Below are 17,567 nucleotides of genomic sequence, written 5' to 3' on the forward strand. Positions count from 1 at the left end.
GCACGGCGGCGGAGCCCGCGCCCCGCCGCCGCGGCGCGTGCGTTATTCGCCGATGCTCAGCAGCAGCGGCCCGCAGCCCTCGCCTGGCGGCATCGCCAGGCTCAGGCTGACGCTGCCTGCCGCCGCGGTCGCGGCCAGCCACAACGAGAGCACCTCCCGCCCGGTCGGCTCGTTCGGCAGCGGCGCCCCCGCCACCGCGCGCAGCAGCGCCGGCGGCCAGGCTGCGCGCGGGCCCTCGGGCAGCACCGCCATCTCGCGGTGCGGGTCGCCCACCAGGCGCACCACGCCGCCGCGCGGCAGCGCCTCGCCCGCGAGCAGCACGGCAGTGAGCAGCACCGGCACCACTTCCTCGGCGACCATGATGCCGGCATCGAGCGCTGCGGCATCGGCGCTGGCCCGCCCGCCCGCGATCTCGCCGGTGGCAAGCCCCAGCACGGTGCCGAGCGCCGACTCGCCCTGTCCGCCCAGCAGGGCACGCCACAGCAGCAGGCGCCGGCGCAGCACCGCGGCGGCATCGACCGCCAGGTCGGCGGCCTCCGACCCCGCGCCGTCCAGCAGCTCGAGCGCATTGCCGACGGTGCCCGCCACGCCGCTGATGTCATGGCACAGGCGAAGACCGACCAACCGCGCCAGGCGCAGATCGGACAGCGGCGGTACGGAGGGCATGGCCCGGGACATCCCTTGCGTCATGGGGCGAGACAGTATCCTCTGCGGTGCTTCCGCCATCTTAGCGCCGGAACCTTGATGGCCATCATCGCGTGACCGCAATCATCGAGCCAGGCATGCGCGTTCGCCTTCCGGGTCAGCCCGACTGGGGTATCGGACAAGTGCAGTCGGTGACAGGCGATCGCATTACCGTCAATTTCGAGCACGCCGGGAAGGTCCTGATCAACGCCGCCGTGGTTGTGCTGGACGTGATCGAGGATGACCGCCGGTGATCGCGTGGGTTGAGATTGCCACCCCGATCCTGCTCGACTGGCGTCTGGCGGGCGCGATCGTGGCGACCGCCATCGCCGGAATCATGCGGGGCTATTCGGGCTTCGGCACGGCGGTGATCCTGGCGCCGGTCTATTCGCTGCTTTGGGGGCCGCGCGCGGGCATCCCGGTCATGCTGCTGATGGAACTGGTGGTCTCGGTGCAGTTGCTCCCGGCTGCCATCAAGGATGCCGACCGGCGCGTGGTGCTGCCGCTGGGCGGCGCGGCAGCGCTGGCCACGCCGCTCGGCGCCTGGATCCTGCTGAGCGCGGATGGCGATGCGCTGCGCCGCTTCATCGGCGGATTCGTGCTGGTGTTCGGGCTGCTGCTGATGTCGGGCTGGCGCTACCACGGGTCCCGCCCGCTGCCGCTCAACCTCGCGGTCGGCACCGCGGCGGGGCTGCTGAAGGGTGCGACCGGCATGAGCGGCCCGCCGGTGATCCTGTACCTGCTGGCCGGCCTCGAGGAAGCGCGGCGCCACCGCGCCAACCTCATCATGTTCTTCGCCACCATCGCCATCGTGTCGATCGTGCCGCCGCTGATCGGGGGCCTGATCGACCTGCCGGTGCTGGTGCGCCTGGCGGTGCTGCTGCCGGTCATGGCGCTCTCGGTGCCGATCGGCGCGCGGCTGTTCAAGGTGGTGCCGGAACGGCTGTACCGCCCCTTCGCGATGGGGGTGCTGCTGGTGGCGGGTGGCCTGGCGCTGTTCGGGTAGTGTCCTGCCGCGAAGTTCGCTGGACTTCCAGCGAACGCAGCGGACGAGCAGGCCACGGCAAAGCAAGACGAGTGGCCTGAGGACGAAGTCCGTTGGACTTCGAAATCAGGACACTAGGGCGGTGAAAGGGGCTTGCGGCGGCTGCCCCTCCGGCCCCAAATCCCCAATATGCCAGGACTTCCTTCCGCGCCGGCGCCGCTGACCGACCCCTTCGGGCGCGGCATCAGCTACCTCCGCGTGTCGGTCACCGACCGCTGCGACCTGCGCTGCGTCTATTGCATGGCCGAGGACATGACCTTCCTGCCGAAGCGGGAGATCCTGTCGCTCGAGGAGATCGACCGGCTGTGTGGCGCCTTCATCGCGCTGGGCACCGACAAGATCCGCCTGACCGGCGGCGAACCCCTCGTGCGCAAGGGCGTGATGACGCTGGTGCGCAGCCTTGGCGCGCGCATCGGCGCCGGCGGTCTGCGCGAGCTCACCCTCACGACCAACGGCACGCAGTTGGCGAAGATGGCCGACGACCTGTTCGCCGCAGGCGTGCGGCGGATCAATGTCTCGCTGGATACGCTCGACCCCGGCGCCTTCGCCGCCATGACGCGCTGGGGCAAGATCGACCAGGTGCTGGATGGCATCTTCGCCGCCAAGGCCGCCGGGCTCGCCATCAAGATCAATGCGGTGGCGCTGAAGGGCGTGAACGAGGACGAATTCGATCGCATGGTCGCCTGGTGCGGCGAACACGGCTTCGACCTCTGCCTGATCGAGACCATGCCGATGGGCGAGATCAGCCAGGACCGCACCGACCAGTATCTGCCGCTGTCGCTCGTGCGGTCCCGCCTGCGCCGGACCTGGACGCTCACGGACACCGACTACGCGACCGGCGGCCCCGCCCGCTACGTGACAGTGCAGGAGACCGGCCGGCGCATCGGCTTCATCACGCCGATGACTCATAACTTCTGCGAATCCTGCAACCGGGTGCGTCTCACCTGCACCGGCACGCTGTTCATGTGCCTGGGCCAGGACGATGCCGCCGAATTCCGCGAGCTGCTGCGCGACCCCAGCGTGGACGATGCCGCGCTGGCGCAGGCGATCCGCGACGCCATCGCGCGCAAGCCGAAGGGCCATGACTTCGTGATCGACCGCCGGCGCAAATCCCCCGCCGTCGCGCGCCATATGAGCATGACCGGTGGCTGACACGCTGCAGGGGCTGATCGAACGGCTCTCCATCCCGGGCCTGCCCTCCTGGGTGGGCCTGGTCATCCTGCTGGCGATCGGCATTTCGCTGCTGGCGCTGCTGGCCATGCCCTATGCGGTGTTCGGCGTGAAGTCGCGGCTCGAGGCGGTGGAGGCGGAACTCGCCGACCTGCGCAGCGAGATCCGTGCCCTGCTGCGCCAGCCCGGAACGGCAGCGCGCACCGTGGTGGAGGAAGACTACGTGGCCCCGCCGTCACGCCGCGCCGAACCGCGCATCGCCCCGCCAGAGCCGACGCGCCCGCCGGTGCCCCCGCCCGCCGCGCGCGTGGTGCGCGGGCGAGCCGAACCGCGGCTCGATTGGCCGCGAACGGATCGCGACGCGTGACGCGCCAAGCGCGGATGCGCGCGTGACCTCCGAACCGGCCCCGCGGCGCATCCTGGCGGTGCGCCGATTGCGGTGCGCGACACCCCCGCCCCCGCACGAGCCGCCGGCGCTCGATTGCCACGCCTGTCGGATCGCGCCCCGCGCGATCCGGGCGCGCACAGCGCGACCGCGCCCAACCCGCACGTCGCCGCCGGCGGAACAGTACAGGGCGCGAAAGCCAAGCCCGCGCATGCGGGCGCCCGGCGCCTAAGGGCAGGAAAATGCATATCTCCGTGATCCAGATGAACCAGGGCAGCGACAAGGCCGCCAACCTCGCGCAGGCGCAGCGCCTGATCGAGGCCGCGGTGGAAGCCGACCGCCCCGGCCTGGTCTCCCTGCCCGAGACCTGGACCAACCTCGGCGGCGGGCGCGAAAGCCGCCGCGCTGCGGCCGAGGTGCTGCCCGAACCCGGCGCCGAGGGTGGCGCGGCGTATGAGATGCTGCGCGGCCTCGCGCGCCGCCACGGCATCACGGTGCATGGCGGCTCCATCATCGAGGATGGCGGCGAGAAGCTGTTCAACACCACGCTTGTGTTTGGCCCCGACGGCACCGAGGTGGCGCGCTACCGCAAGATCCATCTGTTCGACATCACCGCCCCCGACGGCACGGGATATCGCGAAAGCGCGCTGTATGGCGGCGGGTCGGACCTCGCGATGTTCGACGCGCGCGGCATCCGCTTCGCCTGCACCATCTGCTACGATATCCGCTTCCCCGAACTGTACCAGCACCTCCGCCGCCGCGGCGCGGAAGCCATCCTGGTGCCGTCCAACTTCACGCTGCAGACCGGCAAGGACCACTGGGAGGCGCTGTTGCGCGCGCGCGCCATCGACACCCAGTGCTGGATGATCGCGGCGGCGTCGTACGGCACCTACGAGGAACGCGGAGCCGCGCGCAGCGTCTACGGCCATTCGCTGGTGGCCGACCCCTGGGGCCATGTGGTCGCGAAGTGCAGCGACGGCATCGGCTGGGCCACGGCGCGCATCGACCCGGCGGTGACCGCCCGCGTGCGCGCCGGCATGCCCTTGCTGGAACACCGCGAGGCCGCGCGCGGCTGGGTCGCGAAGGCCGGCGCGTGAGCGCCCCGCGCCTCGCGATCCTCGCCGCGCAGAACGAGGCGGCGCGGGCCGCGCAGGAAGCACTCGCCGCCCGCTACGGCGCCGCCGACCCGGATACCGCCGAGGTCGTGGTGGCGCTGGGCGGCGACGGCTTCATGCTCGAGACGCTGCATCGCTTCCTGCATCGTGGCGTGCCCGTGTACGGCATGAACCGCGGCTCGGTCGGCTTCCTGATGAACGACTGGCGGGAGGACGACCTGCCCGCGCGCATCGCCGCCGCGCAGGCCTCGACCCTGCACCCGCTGCGCATGCGCGCCTTCCGCAACGGCGCCGCGCCGGTGCAGGCGCTCGCCATCAACGAGGTCTCGCTGCTGCGCGAGAGCCGCCAGGCGGCCAAGGTGCGCATCCTGGTCGACGGCAAGCAGCGGCTCGAGGAACTGATCTGCGACGGCATCCTGATCAGCACGCCCGCCGGCAGTACCGCCTACAACCTGTCGGCGCATGGGCCGATCGTCCCACTTGGGGCGAACCTGCTGCCGCTGACGCCGATCTCGGCCTTCCGGCCCCGGCGCTGGCGCGGCGCGCTGCTGCCCGCCGATGTCGAGGTGGTGTTCGAGATCCTGGAACCCGACAAGCGCCCGGTCGCCGCGGTGGCCGACTACACCGAGGTGCGCGACGTGCGCCGTGTCGAGGTGCGCGAGGCGCGCGACGTCTCCCTCACGCTGCTGTTCGACCCCGACCACGGCCTGTCGGAGCGCATCATCGCGGAGCAGTTCACGGTGTGAGCGGCCGCGGCCTGTCCGACCGCGCGCTGGTCTGGGGCATGGCGAGCACCCAGCTGATCGGCTGGGGCACGCTGTTCACGCCCTTCCCGTTGATGGTTGCCCCGATGGAGGCCGAACTCGGCTGGTCGCGCGTGCTGATCAACGCCGCCTATACCTGCGGGCTGCTGGCCTCGGGCCTCGCGGCCGCGCCGGCGGGGCGGTGGTTCGACCGGCACGGCCCGCATGGCATGATGACGGCCGGCACCATCGCGGCCGCCGCGCTGCTGGTGGCCTGGAGCCTGGTGGCGCACCCCGTCGTCTTCTTCGCGATCTGGATCGGCATCGGGGTCGCGCAGGCGATCGGGCTGTGGGGAATCGCGATGGCGGTGGTGGTGGCCGAAGCGCGGGACGCGACACGCACCATCACCATCATCAGCTTCGTCACGGGGCTGACCGGCACCGTCTTCCTGCCGTTCAGCGAATGGCTGATCCACGCCCTGGGCTGGCGCGGAGCGCTGCAGGCGCTGGCCGCCCTGCAGGGCGCATCGGCGGTGATCACGGTGCTGATGCTACGCCATGCGCGCCGCCCCGCGCCCGGGCTGGCCGCCGCCGCCACGCGGATCCCTCTGCGCACGCGGCTGCGGCAGCCAGCCTTCGCGGGCCTCGCGCTGTGCTTCGCCGCGCATGCCTTCATCGCCACGGGCCTGGGTGCGCACCTGATCCCGCTGCTGCGCGAACGCGGCTGGCCCGAGGCGACGGTGCTGCTGCTGGCCGCGGCGCACGGCCCCGCGCAGGTCGTGGCGCGGGGCCTCCTGTTCGCCGCGGGGCGGGCCGCCACCATGCGCAGCGTGGGGCTGCTGGCGTCAGGGCTGGTGCCTGTCGGAATGCTGGCGCTGGCGGTGGCGCCGAGCAGCCTGGCGCTGACCATCGCCTTCGTCCTGTGCTGGGCGGTCGCGGATGGGCTCATGACCATCGTCCGCGCGGCCGGCACGGCCGAGATCCTGGGTCGCGAGGGCTACGGCGCGGTCACCGGCGCCCTGTCGGCCATCGCGATGCTGCCGCGCACCGCCGCGCCGCTGCTGCTGGCGCTGCTGTGGGATGGTCTGGGCGGCTATGCGGCGGTGCCGTGGCTGCTGACGGCGGTCGGGGGCCTGGCGCTGCTGGGCTTCGCGATGGCGGCGCGGCCGCGCTGACGCGGCACCGCTGACGACACATCGACGCGGCGGGTCAGGCGTACTCGGCGTTGTCGGGCCAGGCTTCGGCCACGAATACAGCGTTGCCGTACCACATGCCGCGTTCCGGCTTGTTGGTGTTCAGATTGCGGCGAATGCCCGGATACAGATTGTACAGGCCGTAGCCGAAGGCGAACAGGAAGTCCGACAGGCGCGACAACGGGACATGCATGGCGTTGTCGGGCGCGATCGCGCATTCCACCTCGACATAGGTGATGCGCCGGGCCGCCAGCATCTCACGGAAGCCGACCAGGACTTCGAGGTCATGACCCTCGGTGTCGACCTTCAGCATGCCGATGTCGGTGATGCCCTGTGCGGCGCAGAAGGCGTCGCCCATGACGACCTCGACTTCCTCGGTTGGGCCACGGCCCGGTGGCTTGCGACTGCCGGTGCCGACGATACGATTCAACAGACCCTGCGGTTCGGCATGCATGACGGCGCGGCAGGCACGGCTGCCGAAGGCCAGCCGATGGCGCACCAGCGCCGCGTCGTCCGCAGTGTTCTCCTCGAGCTTCGCGAAGGTGCTGCTGATCGGCTCGAAGGCATGGACAAGAACACTGGGCCAGGCGCGCCGTATCTGGCCGACGGTCTGGCCGATATTCGCCCCGATGTCGAAGACGCAGGTCGGCGCGAACCGCGGGTCGAACCGGGCGATGTGCTGGAAGATGTTCATGAGCTCGCCAGTTAACGCAACGCGGGGCAGGCGGGCTACAATGAATCCGTGAAGAAACGGCCATGCCTCGCGCGGTGCGCACAGCCCGACGTGCGAAGTGTGGGCACCGCCGCGCGAGCAGCGGACACACGGGGCCTGCCGCGTCGCGAAAACGCAGCGTCAGCGACTGTCGTTCAGATGGCAGGCGCTGCGCTGCCCCGGCGCCACTTCGCGCAGCACCGGCACCTCCACCCTGCAGCGTTCCATCGCATGCGGGCAGCGCGGATGGAAATGGCAGCCCGGCGGCGGGTTGAGCGGCGACGGGATTTCCCCCTTCACCACCGAGAAGGCGCGCTTGCGGCTCTCGATGCGCGGGACCGAGGCCAGCAGCGACTGCGTGTAGGGGTGGTTCGGGCGCGCGAAGACCGTCTCGGATGGCGCTTCCTCGACCACGCGGCCGAGATACATGATCACGACGCGGTCCGAGATGTGCTCGACTACGCCCAGGTCGTGGCTGATGAACAGGTAGGTGAGGTCGAGTTCCGTCCGCAGCCGTATGAACAGGTTGAGGATCTGCGCCTGGATCGAGACATCCAGGGCGGCCACCGCCTCGTCGCAGACGATGAAGTCTGGCTTCACCGCGAGCGCGCGCGCGATCCCGATGCGCTGGCGCTGCCCGCCCGAGAACTGGTGCGGGTAGCGCCGCTTGAAGGCGGGGTCGAGACCCGCGCGGCGCATCTGTTCGTCGACGTAGGATTCGTAGCCCGCGCGCGTGACGATGCCATGCACCAGCGGCGCCTCGCCCACGATGTCCGCCACGCGCATGCGCGGGTTGAGCGACGCGTAGGGGTCCTGGAAGATCATCTGCGTGCGCAGCTTCATCTCCCGCGCCGCGGCGTTGTTGCGGGACAGGATGTCGGTGCCGTTGCGCATGATCACGCCGTCCGATGGCGGCAGGATGCCCGCCACCATGCGCCCGAGCGTGGACTTGCCGCAGCCGGATTCGCCGACCAGGCCCACCACCTCGCCCTTGCGGATGGTCAGGTCCACCTGGTCGACCGCGTGGACCACTTCCTCGCGCACCGGCGCGCCGAGCTTGCGCGCGATCTTGCCCGCGAAGTCGAGCTTCTTCTCAAACCGGCGCGAGATGCCGCGCAGTTCCACCATCGGCGACCCGGCATCGAGTGCTGCGCTCATGCCGCCTGCTCCGCATCCGACGTCAGCGGCAGGAAGCAGCGTGCTTCGCGCTGCGGGAGGATTTCGCGCATTTCGGGTTCGGCCATGCAGGGGGCGGCGGCGCGCGGGCAACGCGAACGGAAGGCGCAACCGGGCGGCAGGTTCAGCAGGGAGGGCGTCATGCCCGGGATCTGCCGCAGCGGCTCGCCGCGCTTGTTGCGCGACGGCACGGAGCCGATCAGCCCGGCGGTATAGGGATGTAGCGGACGGTCGAGCACTTCCGCGACCGTGCCTTTCTCGACGATGCGCCCGGCATACATCACGGCAATGTCGTCCGCGAGGCCGGCCACGACCGACAGGTCGTGCGTGATCCAAATGAGCGAGGTGCCGGTGGTCTCGGCCAGCTTCTGCACCTCCGCCAGGATCTGCCCCTGGATGGTCACGTCGAGCGCGGTGGTGGGTTCGTCGGCGATGATGAGTTCCGGTTCGTGCAGCAGCGCGATGGCGATCGCGACACGCTGGCGCATGCCACCCGAGAACTGGTGCGGATAGGCCTTGAGCCGTTCGTCCGGCGAGGGGATGCCCACCATGCCGAGCGTGTCGCGCGCGCGCTGCCGCGCGGCTTCGTGGCTGACCTTCCGATGCGCCTGCACCGTCTCGATCATCTGCGTGTCGATGCGCAGGACCGGGTTCAGCGTCATCATCGGGTCCTGGAAGATCATCGCGATGCGGTTGCCCCGCAGGTCGCGCATCTCCTCCTCGCTCAGCTTCGCGAGGTCACGGCCCTGGAACAGGATGGACCCGCCGGCGATGCGCCCGGGCGCATCCACCAGCCCGATGATCGAGAAGCCAGTGACCGACTTGCCCGATCCGGATTCGCCGACCAGGCCCAGGACCTTGCCGCGGCGCACGGTGAAGGAGACATCGTCCACCGCCTTCACCACGCCCGCGCGGGTGAAGAAGTGGGTCTGGAGGTTGCGGACCTCCAGCGTCGGTGCGGAGGTCACTGGTTCCAGCTCCTCGAATCCGGCCGCACAGCGGCCGGCGCGCGCAGGACAAACACCGCGTCAGCGCAACAATACGTCGGCGCGAAAGCCAAGCCGGCGGAGCCGGCGGCCGGCGTTCGAGGCCTCATTTCTTGAGCCTGGGATTCAGCACGTCGCGCAACTGGTCGCCCATCAGGTTGATCGACACGATGGTGATGAGCAGGGCGATGCCCGGATAGAAGGAAATCCAGTACTTGCCCGACAGCATGTACTCGTAGCCGTTCGCGATCAGCAGGCCAAGCGACGGCTCGGTGATCGGCACGCCGAGGCCCAGGAACGACAGCGTGGCTTCCAGCGCGATGGCGCGCGCCACCTGCATGGTGGCCACCACGATCAGCGGCGGCAGGCAGTTCGGCAGCAGGTGGCGGAACAGGATGCGGTGCGTGGGCAGCGCCAGGCACTGCGCCGCCTCGATGTATTCGCGCCGGCGTTCCACCAGCGCTGTGCCGCGCACGGTGCGCGCATAATACGCCCATTCCACGATCACCAGCGCGATGACCACGTTCATGATGCCCTTGCCCAGGAAGGCCAGGATCATCAGCGCCACCAGGATCGACGGAAAGGACAGCTGCAGGTCGACCAGGCGCATGATGACCGTGTCGGTCTTCTTGCCGGCATAGGCGGCGAGCAGCCCGAGCGACGCGCCCACCACGCAGGCGATCAGCGCGGAGCCCGCGCCCACCATCAGCGAGATACGCAGCCCGTACATGATGCCCGACATCATGTCGCGGCCCTGGTCGTCGGTGCCGAGCCAGTAGGTGAAGCCCGCCCCGCCCACCGTGCCAGGCTCCATGCGCCCGTCCATGATGTCGAGCTGCGCGAGGTCATAGGGATTCTGCGGCGCGATCCAGGGCGCGAAGATCGCGATCAGCGCGATGGCGGCGAAGACGATCGCCCCGCCCACCGCCACCTTGGATTCACAGAATTCCGAGACGAAGCGCCGGAAGGGCGTCTCGACCCTGGCGGGCACCGGCGCGCTCGCCGGCGCCCCCTTCAGCGCGACATCGCTCATGTGCCCTTGGTCTCCAGCCTCACGCGCGGATCCAGCATCGAGTAGGTCAGGTCCACGATCAGGTTGATGGTGATGAACAGCAGCACGATGATCATCAGGTAGGCCACGATGACCGGCCGATCGAGCACGTTGATGCTGTCGATGATCAGCTTGCCCATGCCCGGCCAGGCGAAGATGCTCTCGGTCACCACGCTGAACGCGATGGTGGACCCCAGCTCCAGCCCGACCACGGTCACCACCGGGATCAGGATGTTCTTGAACACGTGCACGAAGGTCACGCGCGCCGGCGAAAGCCCCTTCGCGCGGGCAAACTTCACGTAGTCCATCAGCATGGTTTCACGCACGCCTGCGCGGGTCAGGCGGATCACCAGGCTGATCTTGAACAGCGCCAGATTCAGCGCCGGCATGGCCATGTGCCGCAGCCCGTCGATGGTCAGGAACGACCATTGCAGCCCGTCGCTGCACGATGTCAGCCCGACGAAGCCGCCGATCGAACAGGTCTCCCCGCGCCCGGTGGAGGGCAGCCAGCCGAGCTGCACCGCGAACACCATGATCAGCATCAGCCCGACCCAGAAGGTCGGCAGCGAGAAGCCGAGGATGGAGCCCGCCATGATCCCCTTGCTGACCGGCGAATCCGGGCGCAGCCCGGCATAGAGCCCCAGCGGCAGGCCGATGATGATGGACAGGAACATCGCCCCGAAGGCGAGCTCCATGGTGGCCGGCATGCGCTGCAGGATCAGCTTCAGCGCGGGTTCGTTGAACACGAAGGATCGCCCCAGATCTCCCTGCAGCGCATTGCCGAGGAAGACCAGGTATTGCTCCCACAGCGGCAGGTCGAGGCCGAGCGCGGCCACGGCGCGCTCGCGCTCGATCTGGTCGGCGTCGGGGCTGATCAGGATCTCGACCGGGTCGCCGATCCCGTAGATGCCGACGAAGACGATGATGGACATCGCCAGCACGACGAACAGCGCCTGGATCAGGCGCCGCACGAGGTAGACCGTCATCGCCGGCGCTCCTTCGGGTTCAGCGTGGCGCGGGACGCAGGCGCTGCGCCAGCGTGCCCTCGTCCACGCTCGCGGTGTATTCGAAACCGCGGCGCGTCGCCCAGATGTTGGTCTGGATGTGGATCGGCACCACCGCGACATCCTGCATCGCGATGCGCATGGCACCGACGATCAGTTCGCCGCGCCGCGGCTCGTTCAGCTCGGACAGTGATTCCAGAAGCATCGCGTCGACCTGCGGATTGGAATACCGCCCGCGGTTCGACGCACCCCAGCCGCGGTCCCGGTTCACGGTCGCCAGGATGTTGCGCAGCGGGTGCGACCCATCCGGGTTCGACCCCCAGCCGATCAGGAAGGCGGAGTATTCGCTGCGCCCGGCGCGGCCCACGAAGGTGGTCCAGGGCTGCGCCTCGACCGCGGTGCGCACGCCGATGCGCGTCCACATCTGGCCGATCGCCTGCACGATGCGCGAATCATTGATGTAGCGGTCGTTCGGCCCGTTCAGCGTGATGCGGAAGCCCTGCGGGTAGCCGGCCTCGGCCAGCAGGCGCCGCGCGCCATCCGGGTCGTACGGGATCGCCTGCAGGTCGCCGACATGGCCGAACACGCCCTCGGGCAGGAACTGGTTGGCCGGCACCGCCGCGCCTTCCATCACGCGCTCGACGATGGCGCGGCGGTCGACCGCCATGGACAGGGCGCGGCGCACCCGCACGTCGGCCAGCGGGTTGCGACCGAGCGGACGGCCGTCATTGTCGGTGACGAAGGGCGAATTCTCGTTGGCCGGGCGCAGGTGATCGAGGCCGAGGAAGATCAGCCGCAGCCCAACCTGCTCGGCCACGCGCACGCGCTGGTCCTGGCGCAGCCGCGCGAGGTCCGAGGTCGGCACCTGGTCGATCAGGTCCACGTCGCCGGCCAGCAGGGCTGCGGTGCGCGCCGCGTCGTTGGTCACCATGCGGTAGTTCACGCGCTGGAAGGGCGCGCGCTCGCCCCAGTAGCCGTCCCAGCGCTCGAATTCGATGCGGTCGCCGTTGCGGTGCGCCACCGCACGATAGGGGCCGGTGCCCATGGCGGCGCGCAGCGAGTTGAAGTCCTCGGTGGTCGCGCCCTCGGCGGTTTCCTTGTCGACGATGCGCACGTTGGTCATGTCGAGCGGCAGCAGTGGATAGGGCTGGGGCGTGTGGAAGCGGATGGTCAGCGGATCCACGATCTCGACCCGCGTCATGGTCCGCGCATAGGCCGCGAAGGATGACGGGCTGTTCGGCACGTTGGGCAGCCGCGCCAGCGTGAAGGCCACGTCTTCCGCGGTGAAGGCGTTGCCGTTGTGGAAGCGCACATTGGGCCGCAGCTTGAATTCCCACACGGTCGGTTCGACCGCGCGCCATTCGGTGGCAAGGCCGGGGATGTTGCGCGACTGTGGGTCGTTGTTCACCAGGCGGTCGAAGATGATGTCCGCGACCGCGTTGTTCGGCGAGAGCTGGTGGTAGTGCGGATCGATCGATGTGACCGGTGCGCCCACCGCGATGGTCGCGGTCTGCGCCAGCGCCGGCGCGGCGCCAAGCACCAGCGCCGTGGCGAACACGCTTGCGGCAGCGGCCTGCCGCTGGTGGATCCGCTTCATTCCAAGCCTCCCGGGTCGTCTTTGGTGGCGTTGGTTGTAGCAGCACGCCCTGGCCGCCGCTAGGCTCGCGGCCACCTCGCCTGCGCCCAGGAGACACCGCCATGCCACGCCTGCCCGCACACCGCGCACTGCTTGCCTGCACAATGATCGCGGCGGGTGCCGCACATGCCTCGGCACAGAACCTCACCATCGGGATCGGCGGGTCGCCCACCTCGCTCGATCCGCATTTCTACAACGCCTCGCCGAACATCAGCCTGACGCAGCATATGTTCGACCGGCTGGTCGAAACCGACGCGCAGGCGCGGCTGCGCCCCATGCTCGCGGAATCGTGGCGCGCTGTGGAACCGACCCTGTGGGAATTCCGATTGCGCGCCGGCGTGAAGTGGCATGACGGGCGCGACCTCACGGCCGACGACGTCGCCTTCACGATCGAGCGCGTGCCGACCGTGCGCAATTCGCCCGGGACATTCTCCGGGCTGATCCGCGCCATCACGCGCGTCGAGGTGGTGGACCCGCTGACCATCCGCTTCCACACCGCGGCCCCGCATCCGCTGCTGCCGGTCGAACTCGCCTCCATCCAGATCATCTCGCGGCACGCGGGCACGGGGGCGGAGACCGAACAGTACAATGCCGGCACCGCCGCCATCGGCACCGGGCCGTATCGCCTGGTGTCGTATCGTTCGGGCGACCGCACCGAATTCGCCCGCAACGATGCCTATTGGGCCGGCCCGCAGCCCTGGGCGCGCGTGTCCTATCGCTTCATCGCCAACGATGCCTCGCGCACAGCCGCACTTCTGGCCGGCGACGTGGACGTGATCGACCAGGTGCCCTCGACCGACCTGGCACGGTTGCGCCGCGAACCGCGCGTCAGCCTGTTCGAGATCCAGGGCCTGCGCCTGATCTACATGATCCCGGACTATTCGCGCGCCGAGAACCCGTTGTTCGTCACCGACAATGACGGCCGCCCGCTCGCGCGCAACCCGTTCCACGACCTGCGCGTGCGCCGCGCCATGTCGATGGCGATCGACCGCGCCGCGCTGGCAGAACGCGTCATGGAAGGCACCGCGCGGCCGACCGGCCAGTGGCTGCCGCCGGGGTCCTTCGGCTACAACCCCGACGTGCCGGTGCCCGCCTACGACCCCGAGGGCGCGCGCCGCCTGCTGGCGGAAGCGGGCTACCCGCAGGGCTTCCGCATCACCGCATCCTGCCCCAACGACCGCTATCCCAACGACGCGCGCACGTGCCAGGCGCTGGCGCAGATGTGGACGCGCGTCGGAGTCCGTACCGAGGTGCAGGCGCTGCCCTGGGCAAGCTATTCCGCGCGCACCTCGCGCCAGGAATTCAACATGCGCATGGGCGGCTGGGGCTCGGTGACCGGCGAGGCGTCGTACATGCTCGTCAACATCTTCGGCACCTACGACCGCGAGCGGCGGCGCGGCGCGTCGAATTCCTCGCGCTTCTCGAACGCCGCGCTGGATACGCTGACCGAACAGGCCGCCGCGACGCTCGATGACGAACGGCGCGAGGTTATGCTGCGCGAGGCGGTGCGCCTGGTGACCATGGAACACCAGGCGATGATCCCGCTCTACCAGCTCGTCAATTTCTGGGCGACGCGCCGCGGCATCACCTACGAAGCCCGCATGGACGAACGCACCACGGCGATGGGCGTGCGCCCGGCGCGTTGACCCGCGATCACGCCGGGGTCGCGAGTTTCAACCCGACGATCCCGGCCAGGATCAAGCCGACGCAGGCGAGGCGGAAGGCCGTGGCCGCCTCGCCGAACAGCAGGATGCCGAGGATGACGGTCCCGACCGTCCCGATCCCCGTCCAGATCGCATAGGCGGTGCCGAGCGGCAGCGTCTTCAGCGCCAGGCCCAGCAGGCCGAGGCTGAAGACCATGCTCGCCACCGTCAGCACCGTCGGCATCGGCCGCGTGAAACCCTGCGTGTATTTCAGCCCGATCGCCCAGCCGATCTCGAGCAGCCCGGCGCCCAGCAGATAGATCCATCCCATCACAGGTCTCCCCCTGTGGCAGGGCCGTCCCCACCGTTGCGCGATGCGCGCCGGGGTCGTCCCCGGCGCGGGAGTCGTTCAGCCCTGGCGCGCCGCCACGAAGCGTTCCAGCCAATGGATGGTGTAGTCGCCGGATTGGAATTCGGGGTCGTCCATCACCGCCTGGTGCAGCGGCAGCGTGGTGCGGATGCCGGCCACCACCATCTCGCTCAGCGCACGGCGCATGCGCCCGATCGCCTCGCGGCGCGACGGCGCATGCACCACCAGCTTCGCCACCAGGCTGTCGTAGTGCGGCGGCACGGTGTAGCCCGAATACAGCGCGCTATCGACGCGCACGCCCAGGCCACCCGGCGCATGGTAGGTGTTCACGCGCCCCGGGCTGGGGGCGAAGGTGTCGGGATCCTCGGCCGTGATGCGGCATTCGATCGCGTGGCCGCTGAAGGCGATGTCCGCCTGCGTGTAGCCGAGCGGTTCGCCCGCCGCGATGCGGATCTGTTCCTTCACCAGGTCGATGCCGCAGACCATCTCGGTCACCGGGTGTTCGACCTGCAGGCGGGTGTTCATCTCGATGAAGGCGAACTGACCGTCCTGCCACAGGAATTCCAGCGTGCCGGCATTGCGGTAGCCGAGCTTCGACAATCCTGCCGTCACGCGTGCGCCCAGCGCATCGCGCTCGGCGCCGGTCAGGACCGGGCTGCCGGCTTCCTCGACCAGCTTCTGGTGGCGGCGCTGCAGCGAGCAGTCGCGCTCGCCGAAATGCACCACGTTGCCATGGGTGTCGGCCAGCACCTGCAATTCGATATGCCGCGGGCGGTCGAGGTATTTTTCCAGGTACACGCTATCGTCGCCGAAGGCGGCCTTGGCCTCGCCGCGTGCGACGCGCCAGGCTTCCTCGAGCTCGTCGGCGGACCGCGCCACCTTCATGCCACGCCCGCCGCCACCGGCGGCCGCCTTGATCAGCACCGGGTATTTCACCTGCTCGGCGACCGCGCGCGCTTCCTCGAAGGTGTCGAGCGCCCCCATCGACCCCGGCACCAGCGGCACATCGAGCCGCCGCATCGCATCCTTCGCGGCGATCTTGTCGCCCATCATGCGGATGTGGTCCGGCGACGGGCCGATGAACTTCAGCCCATGCGCCTCGACCATCTCGGCGAAGCGGGCGTTCTCGCTCAGGAAGCCGTAGCCCGGATGCACCGCGTCTGCGCCGGTGATGGTCGCGGCCGACAGGATCGCCGCGACGTTCAGATAGCTGTCGCGCGCCGCCGGCGGGCCGATGCACACGCTCTCGTCGGCCAGGCGAACATGCATCGCCGTGGCATCGGCGGTGGAATGCACGGCCACGGTGCGGATGCCCATCTCCTGGCAGGCACGATGGACACGGAGCGCGATCTCGCCGCGATTGGCGATCAGCACCTTGCCGAACATGGGATAGGACAACCTATTCGACGATCATCAGCGGCTCGCCGTATTCGACCGGCGTGCCACTCTCGACCAGGATGCGCGTGACGGTGCCCGCGCGCGTCGCCTTGATCTGGTTGTAGGTCTTCATCGCTTCGATCAGCAGCAGCGTCTGGCCTTGCGCGACCTTCGATCCCACGGTCACGAAGGGCGCCGCACCCGGTTCGGGCGACATGTAGGCCACGCCCACCATGGGGCTGGTCACGGCGCCGGGGTGGTCGGCGTCCAGCGCCTCGGCAACGATCGCGGCTGCGGCAGGCGCGGCCGCGGCCGGCGCGGTCACGGTCACCTGCGTTGCCGCCGGCGCCGCGATGATCGACTGGCGCACCACGCGCAGCCGCGCATCCTTGTCCACCAGTTCGATCTCGGTGAGGTCCGTCTCGCGCAGGATTTGCGCCAGCTCGCGGATCGCGGCGGCGTCGAATTGGATGAAGTTGCCCATCATTCCCCGTCCTGCTCGACCAGGTCCGCCATCGCGCGCATGGCCAGCGCGTAGCCCTGCACGCCCAGCCCGCAGATCACGCCCACGGCCGCCTTCGAGATGAAGCTGTGGTGCCGGAACTCCTCCCGGCGGTGGATATTGGTAATGTGTACCTCGATCACCGGCAGCCCGACCGCCAGCAGCGCGTCCATCGTCGCGATCGACGTGGTGGTGTAGCCGGCCGGGTTGATAATGATGCCCGCCGCGCGGCCGCGGCATTCCTGGACCCAGGTCACCAATTCGCCTTCCGAATTGGTCTGGCGGAAGTCGATCGCCAGGCCGAACTCCTCGGCGGTCTCGGCGCAGAGCGCCTCCACGTCGTCCAGCGTCGCGGACCCGTACTTCTCAGGTTCGCGGATGCCGAGCATGTTGAGGTTCGGGCCGTTCAGCACGGCGATCAGGGGCGGGTTCACGGGCGTTTCCCGGTGCAAGGGCCGGATGGGCTAGCACGGGGGCTTTCCGGGGGGCAAGCGGGCGCCCCCCAGCCATGCGCCCACGTGCCTTGCGGCCCCCCCCCGCCTTCGCCACATTCCGCGGAAGCATGACCAGCCGCATCGCCATCACCGTGAACGGGGAAGCCCGCGACATCGCCCCGGGCGACACCGTCGCCGCCTTGCTGCGCGCCATCGGCCTCGACACCCGCAAGGTCGCGGTCGAGCGCAACGAGGAAATCGTGCCGCGCTCCACCTACGACAGCGTGGCGCTCGGCCCGGGCGACCGGCTCGAGATCGTGCACTTCATCGGCGGAGGCTGA

Annotated in this window: 20 protein-coding genes; 9 read left to right on the top strand and 11 right to left on the bottom strand. The window is 69.6% G+C overall.

The window, feature by feature from the left end:
- Positions 1-42: 42 nt before the first annotated feature.
- Positions 43-666, bottom strand: coding sequence for a histidine phosphotransferase family protein (locus MWM08_RS22660; protein WP_244408770.1), 624 nt, complete (start codon positions 664-666; stop codon positions 43-45).
- Between the two features lie 92 nt (positions 667-758).
- On the opposite strand from MWM08_RS22660, the gene MWM08_RS22665 reads away from it, so the two are divergent.
- The 7 genes from MWM08_RS22665 to MWM08_RS22695 all read left to right on the top strand — a co-directional run bounded on the left by MWM08_RS22665 (position 759) and on the right by MWM08_RS22695 (position 6,317).
- Positions 759-938 carry a DUF3553 domain-containing protein gene (locus MWM08_RS22665; protein WP_244408771.1) on the top strand — a complete coding sequence of 60 codons (180 nt, stop codon included), beginning with the start codon at positions 759-761 and terminating at the stop codon, positions 936-938.
- Positions 935-1,690: a sulfite exporter TauE/SafE family protein gene (locus tag MWM08_RS22670; RefSeq protein ID WP_244408772.1), complete on the top strand. Its 756-nt coding sequence runs from the start codon at positions 935-937 to the stop codon at positions 1,688-1,690. The genes MWM08_RS22665 and MWM08_RS22670 overlap by 4 nt, the downstream gene beginning before the upstream one ends.
- Positions 1,691-1,858: 168 nt before the next feature.
- The gene (gene moaA, locus MWM08_RS22675; protein WP_244408773.1) at positions 1,859-2,881 is read left to right on the top strand and encodes a GTP 3',8-cyclase MoaA; all 1,023 of its coding nucleotides are present in this window, start codon (positions 1,859-1,861) and stop codon (positions 2,879-2,881) included.
- Positions 2,874-3,266: a hypothetical protein gene (locus MWM08_RS22680; protein WP_244408774.1), complete on the top strand. Its 393-nt coding sequence runs from the start codon at positions 2,874-2,876 to the stop codon at positions 3,264-3,266. Before moaA ends, MWM08_RS22680 begins: the two co-directional genes overlap by 8 nt.
- 260 nt (positions 3,267-3,526) lie before the next feature.
- A complete protein-coding gene (locus tag MWM08_RS22685) occupies positions 3,527-4,381 on the top strand; it encodes a carbon-nitrogen hydrolase family protein (protein ID WP_244408775.1) in 855 nt (284 codons plus the stop codon).
- Positions 4,378-5,145 (top strand): NAD kinase, encoded by a 768-nt coding sequence (locus MWM08_RS22690; protein ID WP_244408776.1) that lies wholly within the window; start codon positions 4,378-4,380, stop codon positions 5,143-5,145. The genes MWM08_RS22685 and MWM08_RS22690 overlap by 4 nt, the downstream gene beginning before the upstream one ends.
- Positions 5,142-6,317 (top strand): MFS transporter, encoded by a 1,176-nt coding sequence (locus MWM08_RS22695; protein WP_244408777.1) that lies wholly within the window; start codon positions 5,142-5,144, stop codon positions 6,315-6,317. Before MWM08_RS22690 ends, MWM08_RS22695 begins: the two co-directional genes overlap by 4 nt.
- Before the next feature lie 34 nt (positions 6,318-6,351).
- On the opposite strand, the gene MWM08_RS22700 is transcribed toward MWM08_RS22695, so the two are convergent.
- The 6 genes from MWM08_RS22700 to MWM08_RS22725 form a co-directional block, all read right to left on the bottom strand.
- A complete protein-coding gene (locus MWM08_RS22700; protein WP_244408778.1) occupies positions 6,352-7,029 on the bottom strand; it encodes an FkbM family methyltransferase in 678 nt (225 codons plus the stop codon).
- Positions 7,030-7,188: 159 nt separating this feature from the next.
- Positions 7,189-8,205, bottom strand: coding sequence for an ABC transporter ATP-binding protein (locus MWM08_RS22705; RefSeq protein WP_244408779.1), 1,017 nt, complete (start codon positions 8,203-8,205; stop codon positions 7,189-7,191).
- A complete protein-coding gene (locus MWM08_RS22710; protein ID WP_244408780.1) occupies positions 8,202-9,191 on the bottom strand; it encodes an ABC transporter ATP-binding protein in 990 nt (329 codons plus the stop codon). Before MWM08_RS22710 ends, MWM08_RS22705 begins: the two co-directional genes overlap by 4 nt.
- Before the next feature lie 124 nt (positions 9,192-9,315).
- Positions 9,316-10,242 carry an ABC transporter permease gene (locus MWM08_RS22715; protein WP_244408781.1) on the bottom strand — a complete coding sequence of 309 codons (927 nt, stop codon included), beginning with the start codon at positions 10,240-10,242 and terminating at the stop codon, positions 9,316-9,318.
- Positions 10,239-11,246, bottom strand: coding sequence for an ABC transporter permease (locus MWM08_RS22720; protein ID WP_244408782.1), 1,008 nt, complete (start codon positions 11,244-11,246; stop codon positions 10,239-10,241). The genes MWM08_RS22715 and MWM08_RS22720 overlap by 4 nt, the downstream gene beginning before the upstream one ends.
- 19 nt (positions 11,247-11,265) lie before the next feature.
- Complete coding sequence (locus tag MWM08_RS22725) at positions 11,266-12,861, bottom strand: ABC transporter substrate-binding protein (protein WP_244408783.1); 1,596 nt, start codon at positions 12,859-12,861, stop codon at positions 11,266-11,268.
- Positions 12,862-12,962: 101 nt separating this feature from the next.
- Here MWM08_RS22725 and MWM08_RS22730 point away from each other — a divergent pair, with 101 nt between their 5' ends.
- On the top strand, positions 12,963-14,546 hold the full coding sequence (locus MWM08_RS22730; RefSeq protein WP_244408784.1) for an ABC transporter substrate-binding protein: 1,584 nt from the start codon (positions 12,963-12,965) through the stop codon (positions 14,544-14,546).
- A gap of 7 nt (positions 14,547-14,553) precedes the next feature.
- On the opposite strand, the gene sugE is transcribed toward MWM08_RS22730, so the two are convergent.
- The 4 genes from sugE to aroQ form a co-directional block, all read right to left on the bottom strand.
- Positions 14,554-14,874 (bottom strand): quaternary ammonium compound efflux SMR transporter SugE, encoded by a 321-nt coding sequence (gene sugE, locus MWM08_RS22735; protein ID WP_244408785.1) that lies wholly within the window; start codon positions 14,872-14,874, stop codon positions 14,554-14,556.
- 78 nt (positions 14,875-14,952) lie between these two features.
- Positions 14,953-16,299, bottom strand: a complete 1,347-nt coding sequence (gene accC / locus MWM08_RS22740; RefSeq protein WP_244460013.1) for an acetyl-CoA carboxylase biotin carboxylase subunit — start codon at positions 16,297-16,299, stop codon at positions 14,953-14,955.
- 13 nt (positions 16,300-16,312) lie between these two features.
- Positions 16,313-16,774 carry an acetyl-CoA carboxylase biotin carboxyl carrier protein gene (gene accB / locus MWM08_RS22745; protein WP_244408786.1) on the bottom strand — a complete coding sequence of 154 codons (462 nt, stop codon included), beginning with the start codon at positions 16,772-16,774 and terminating at the stop codon, positions 16,313-16,315.
- Entirely contained in the window at positions 16,774-17,226 is a 453-nt protein-coding gene (aroQ, locus tag MWM08_RS22750) for a type II 3-dehydroquinate dehydratase (RefSeq protein ID WP_244408787.1), read from the bottom strand. Before aroQ ends, accB begins: the two co-directional genes overlap by 1 nt.
- 128 nt (positions 17,227-17,354) lie before the next feature.
- On the opposite strand from aroQ, the gene thiS reads away from it, so the two are divergent.
- On the top strand, positions 17,355-17,567 hold the full coding sequence (gene thiS / locus MWM08_RS22755) for a sulfur carrier protein ThiS (RefSeq protein WP_244408788.1): 213 nt from the start codon (positions 17,355-17,357) through the stop codon (positions 17,565-17,567).

It is taken from the genome of Roseomonas fluvialis (genome assembly GCF_022846615.1).
Lineage (GTDB): Bacteria > Pseudomonadota > Alphaproteobacteria > Acetobacterales > Acetobacteraceae > Neoroseomonas > Neoroseomonas fluvialis.

Coding starts and splice junctions, on each gene's coding strand:
- MWM08_RS22705 (WP_244408779.1), bottom strand. CDS start 8,205: ATGAGCGCAGCACTCGATGCCGGGTCGCCGATGGTGGAACTGCGCGGC.
- MWM08_RS22700 (WP_244408778.1), bottom strand. CDS start 7,029: ATGAACATCTTCCAGCACATCGCCCGGTTCGACCCGCGGTTCGCGCCG.
- MWM08_RS22685 (WP_244408775.1), top strand. CDS start 3,527: ATGCATATCTCCGTGATCCAGATGAACCAGGGCAGCGACAAGGCCGCC.
- MWM08_RS22715 (WP_244408781.1), bottom strand. CDS start 10,242: ATGAGCGATGTCGCGCTGAAGGGGGCGCCGGCGAGCGCGCCGGTGCCC.
- accB (WP_244408786.1), bottom strand. CDS start 16,774: ATGGGCAACTTCATCCAATTCGACGCCGCCGCGATCCGCGAGCTGGCG.
- thiS (WP_244408788.1), top strand. CDS start 17,355: ATGACCAGCCGCATCGCCATCACCGTGAACGGGGAAGCCCGCGACATC.
- MWM08_RS22720 (WP_244408782.1), bottom strand. CDS start 11,246: ATGACGGTCTACCTCGTGCGGCGCCTGATCCAGGCGCTGTTCGTCGTG.
- moaA (WP_244408773.1), top strand. CDS start 1,859: ATGCCAGGACTTCCTTCCGCGCCGGCGCCGCTGACCGACCCCTTCGGG.
- MWM08_RS22730 (WP_244408784.1), top strand. CDS start 12,963: ATGCCACGCCTGCCCGCACACCGCGCACTGCTTGCCTGCACAATGATC.
- MWM08_RS22660 (WP_244408770.1), bottom strand. CDS start 666: ATGCCCTCCGTACCGCCGCTGTCCGATCTGCGCCTGGCGCGGTTGGTC.
- MWM08_RS22725 (WP_244408783.1), bottom strand. CDS start 12,861: ATGAAGCGGATCCACCAGCGGCAGGCCGCTGCCGCAAGCGTGTTCGCC.
- sugE (WP_244408785.1), bottom strand. CDS start 14,874: ATGGGATGGATCTATCTGCTGGGCGCCGGGCTGCTCGAGATCGGCTGG.
- accC (WP_244460013.1), bottom strand. CDS start 16,299: ATGTTCGGCAAGGTGCTGATCGCCAATCGCGGCGAGATCGCGCTCCGT.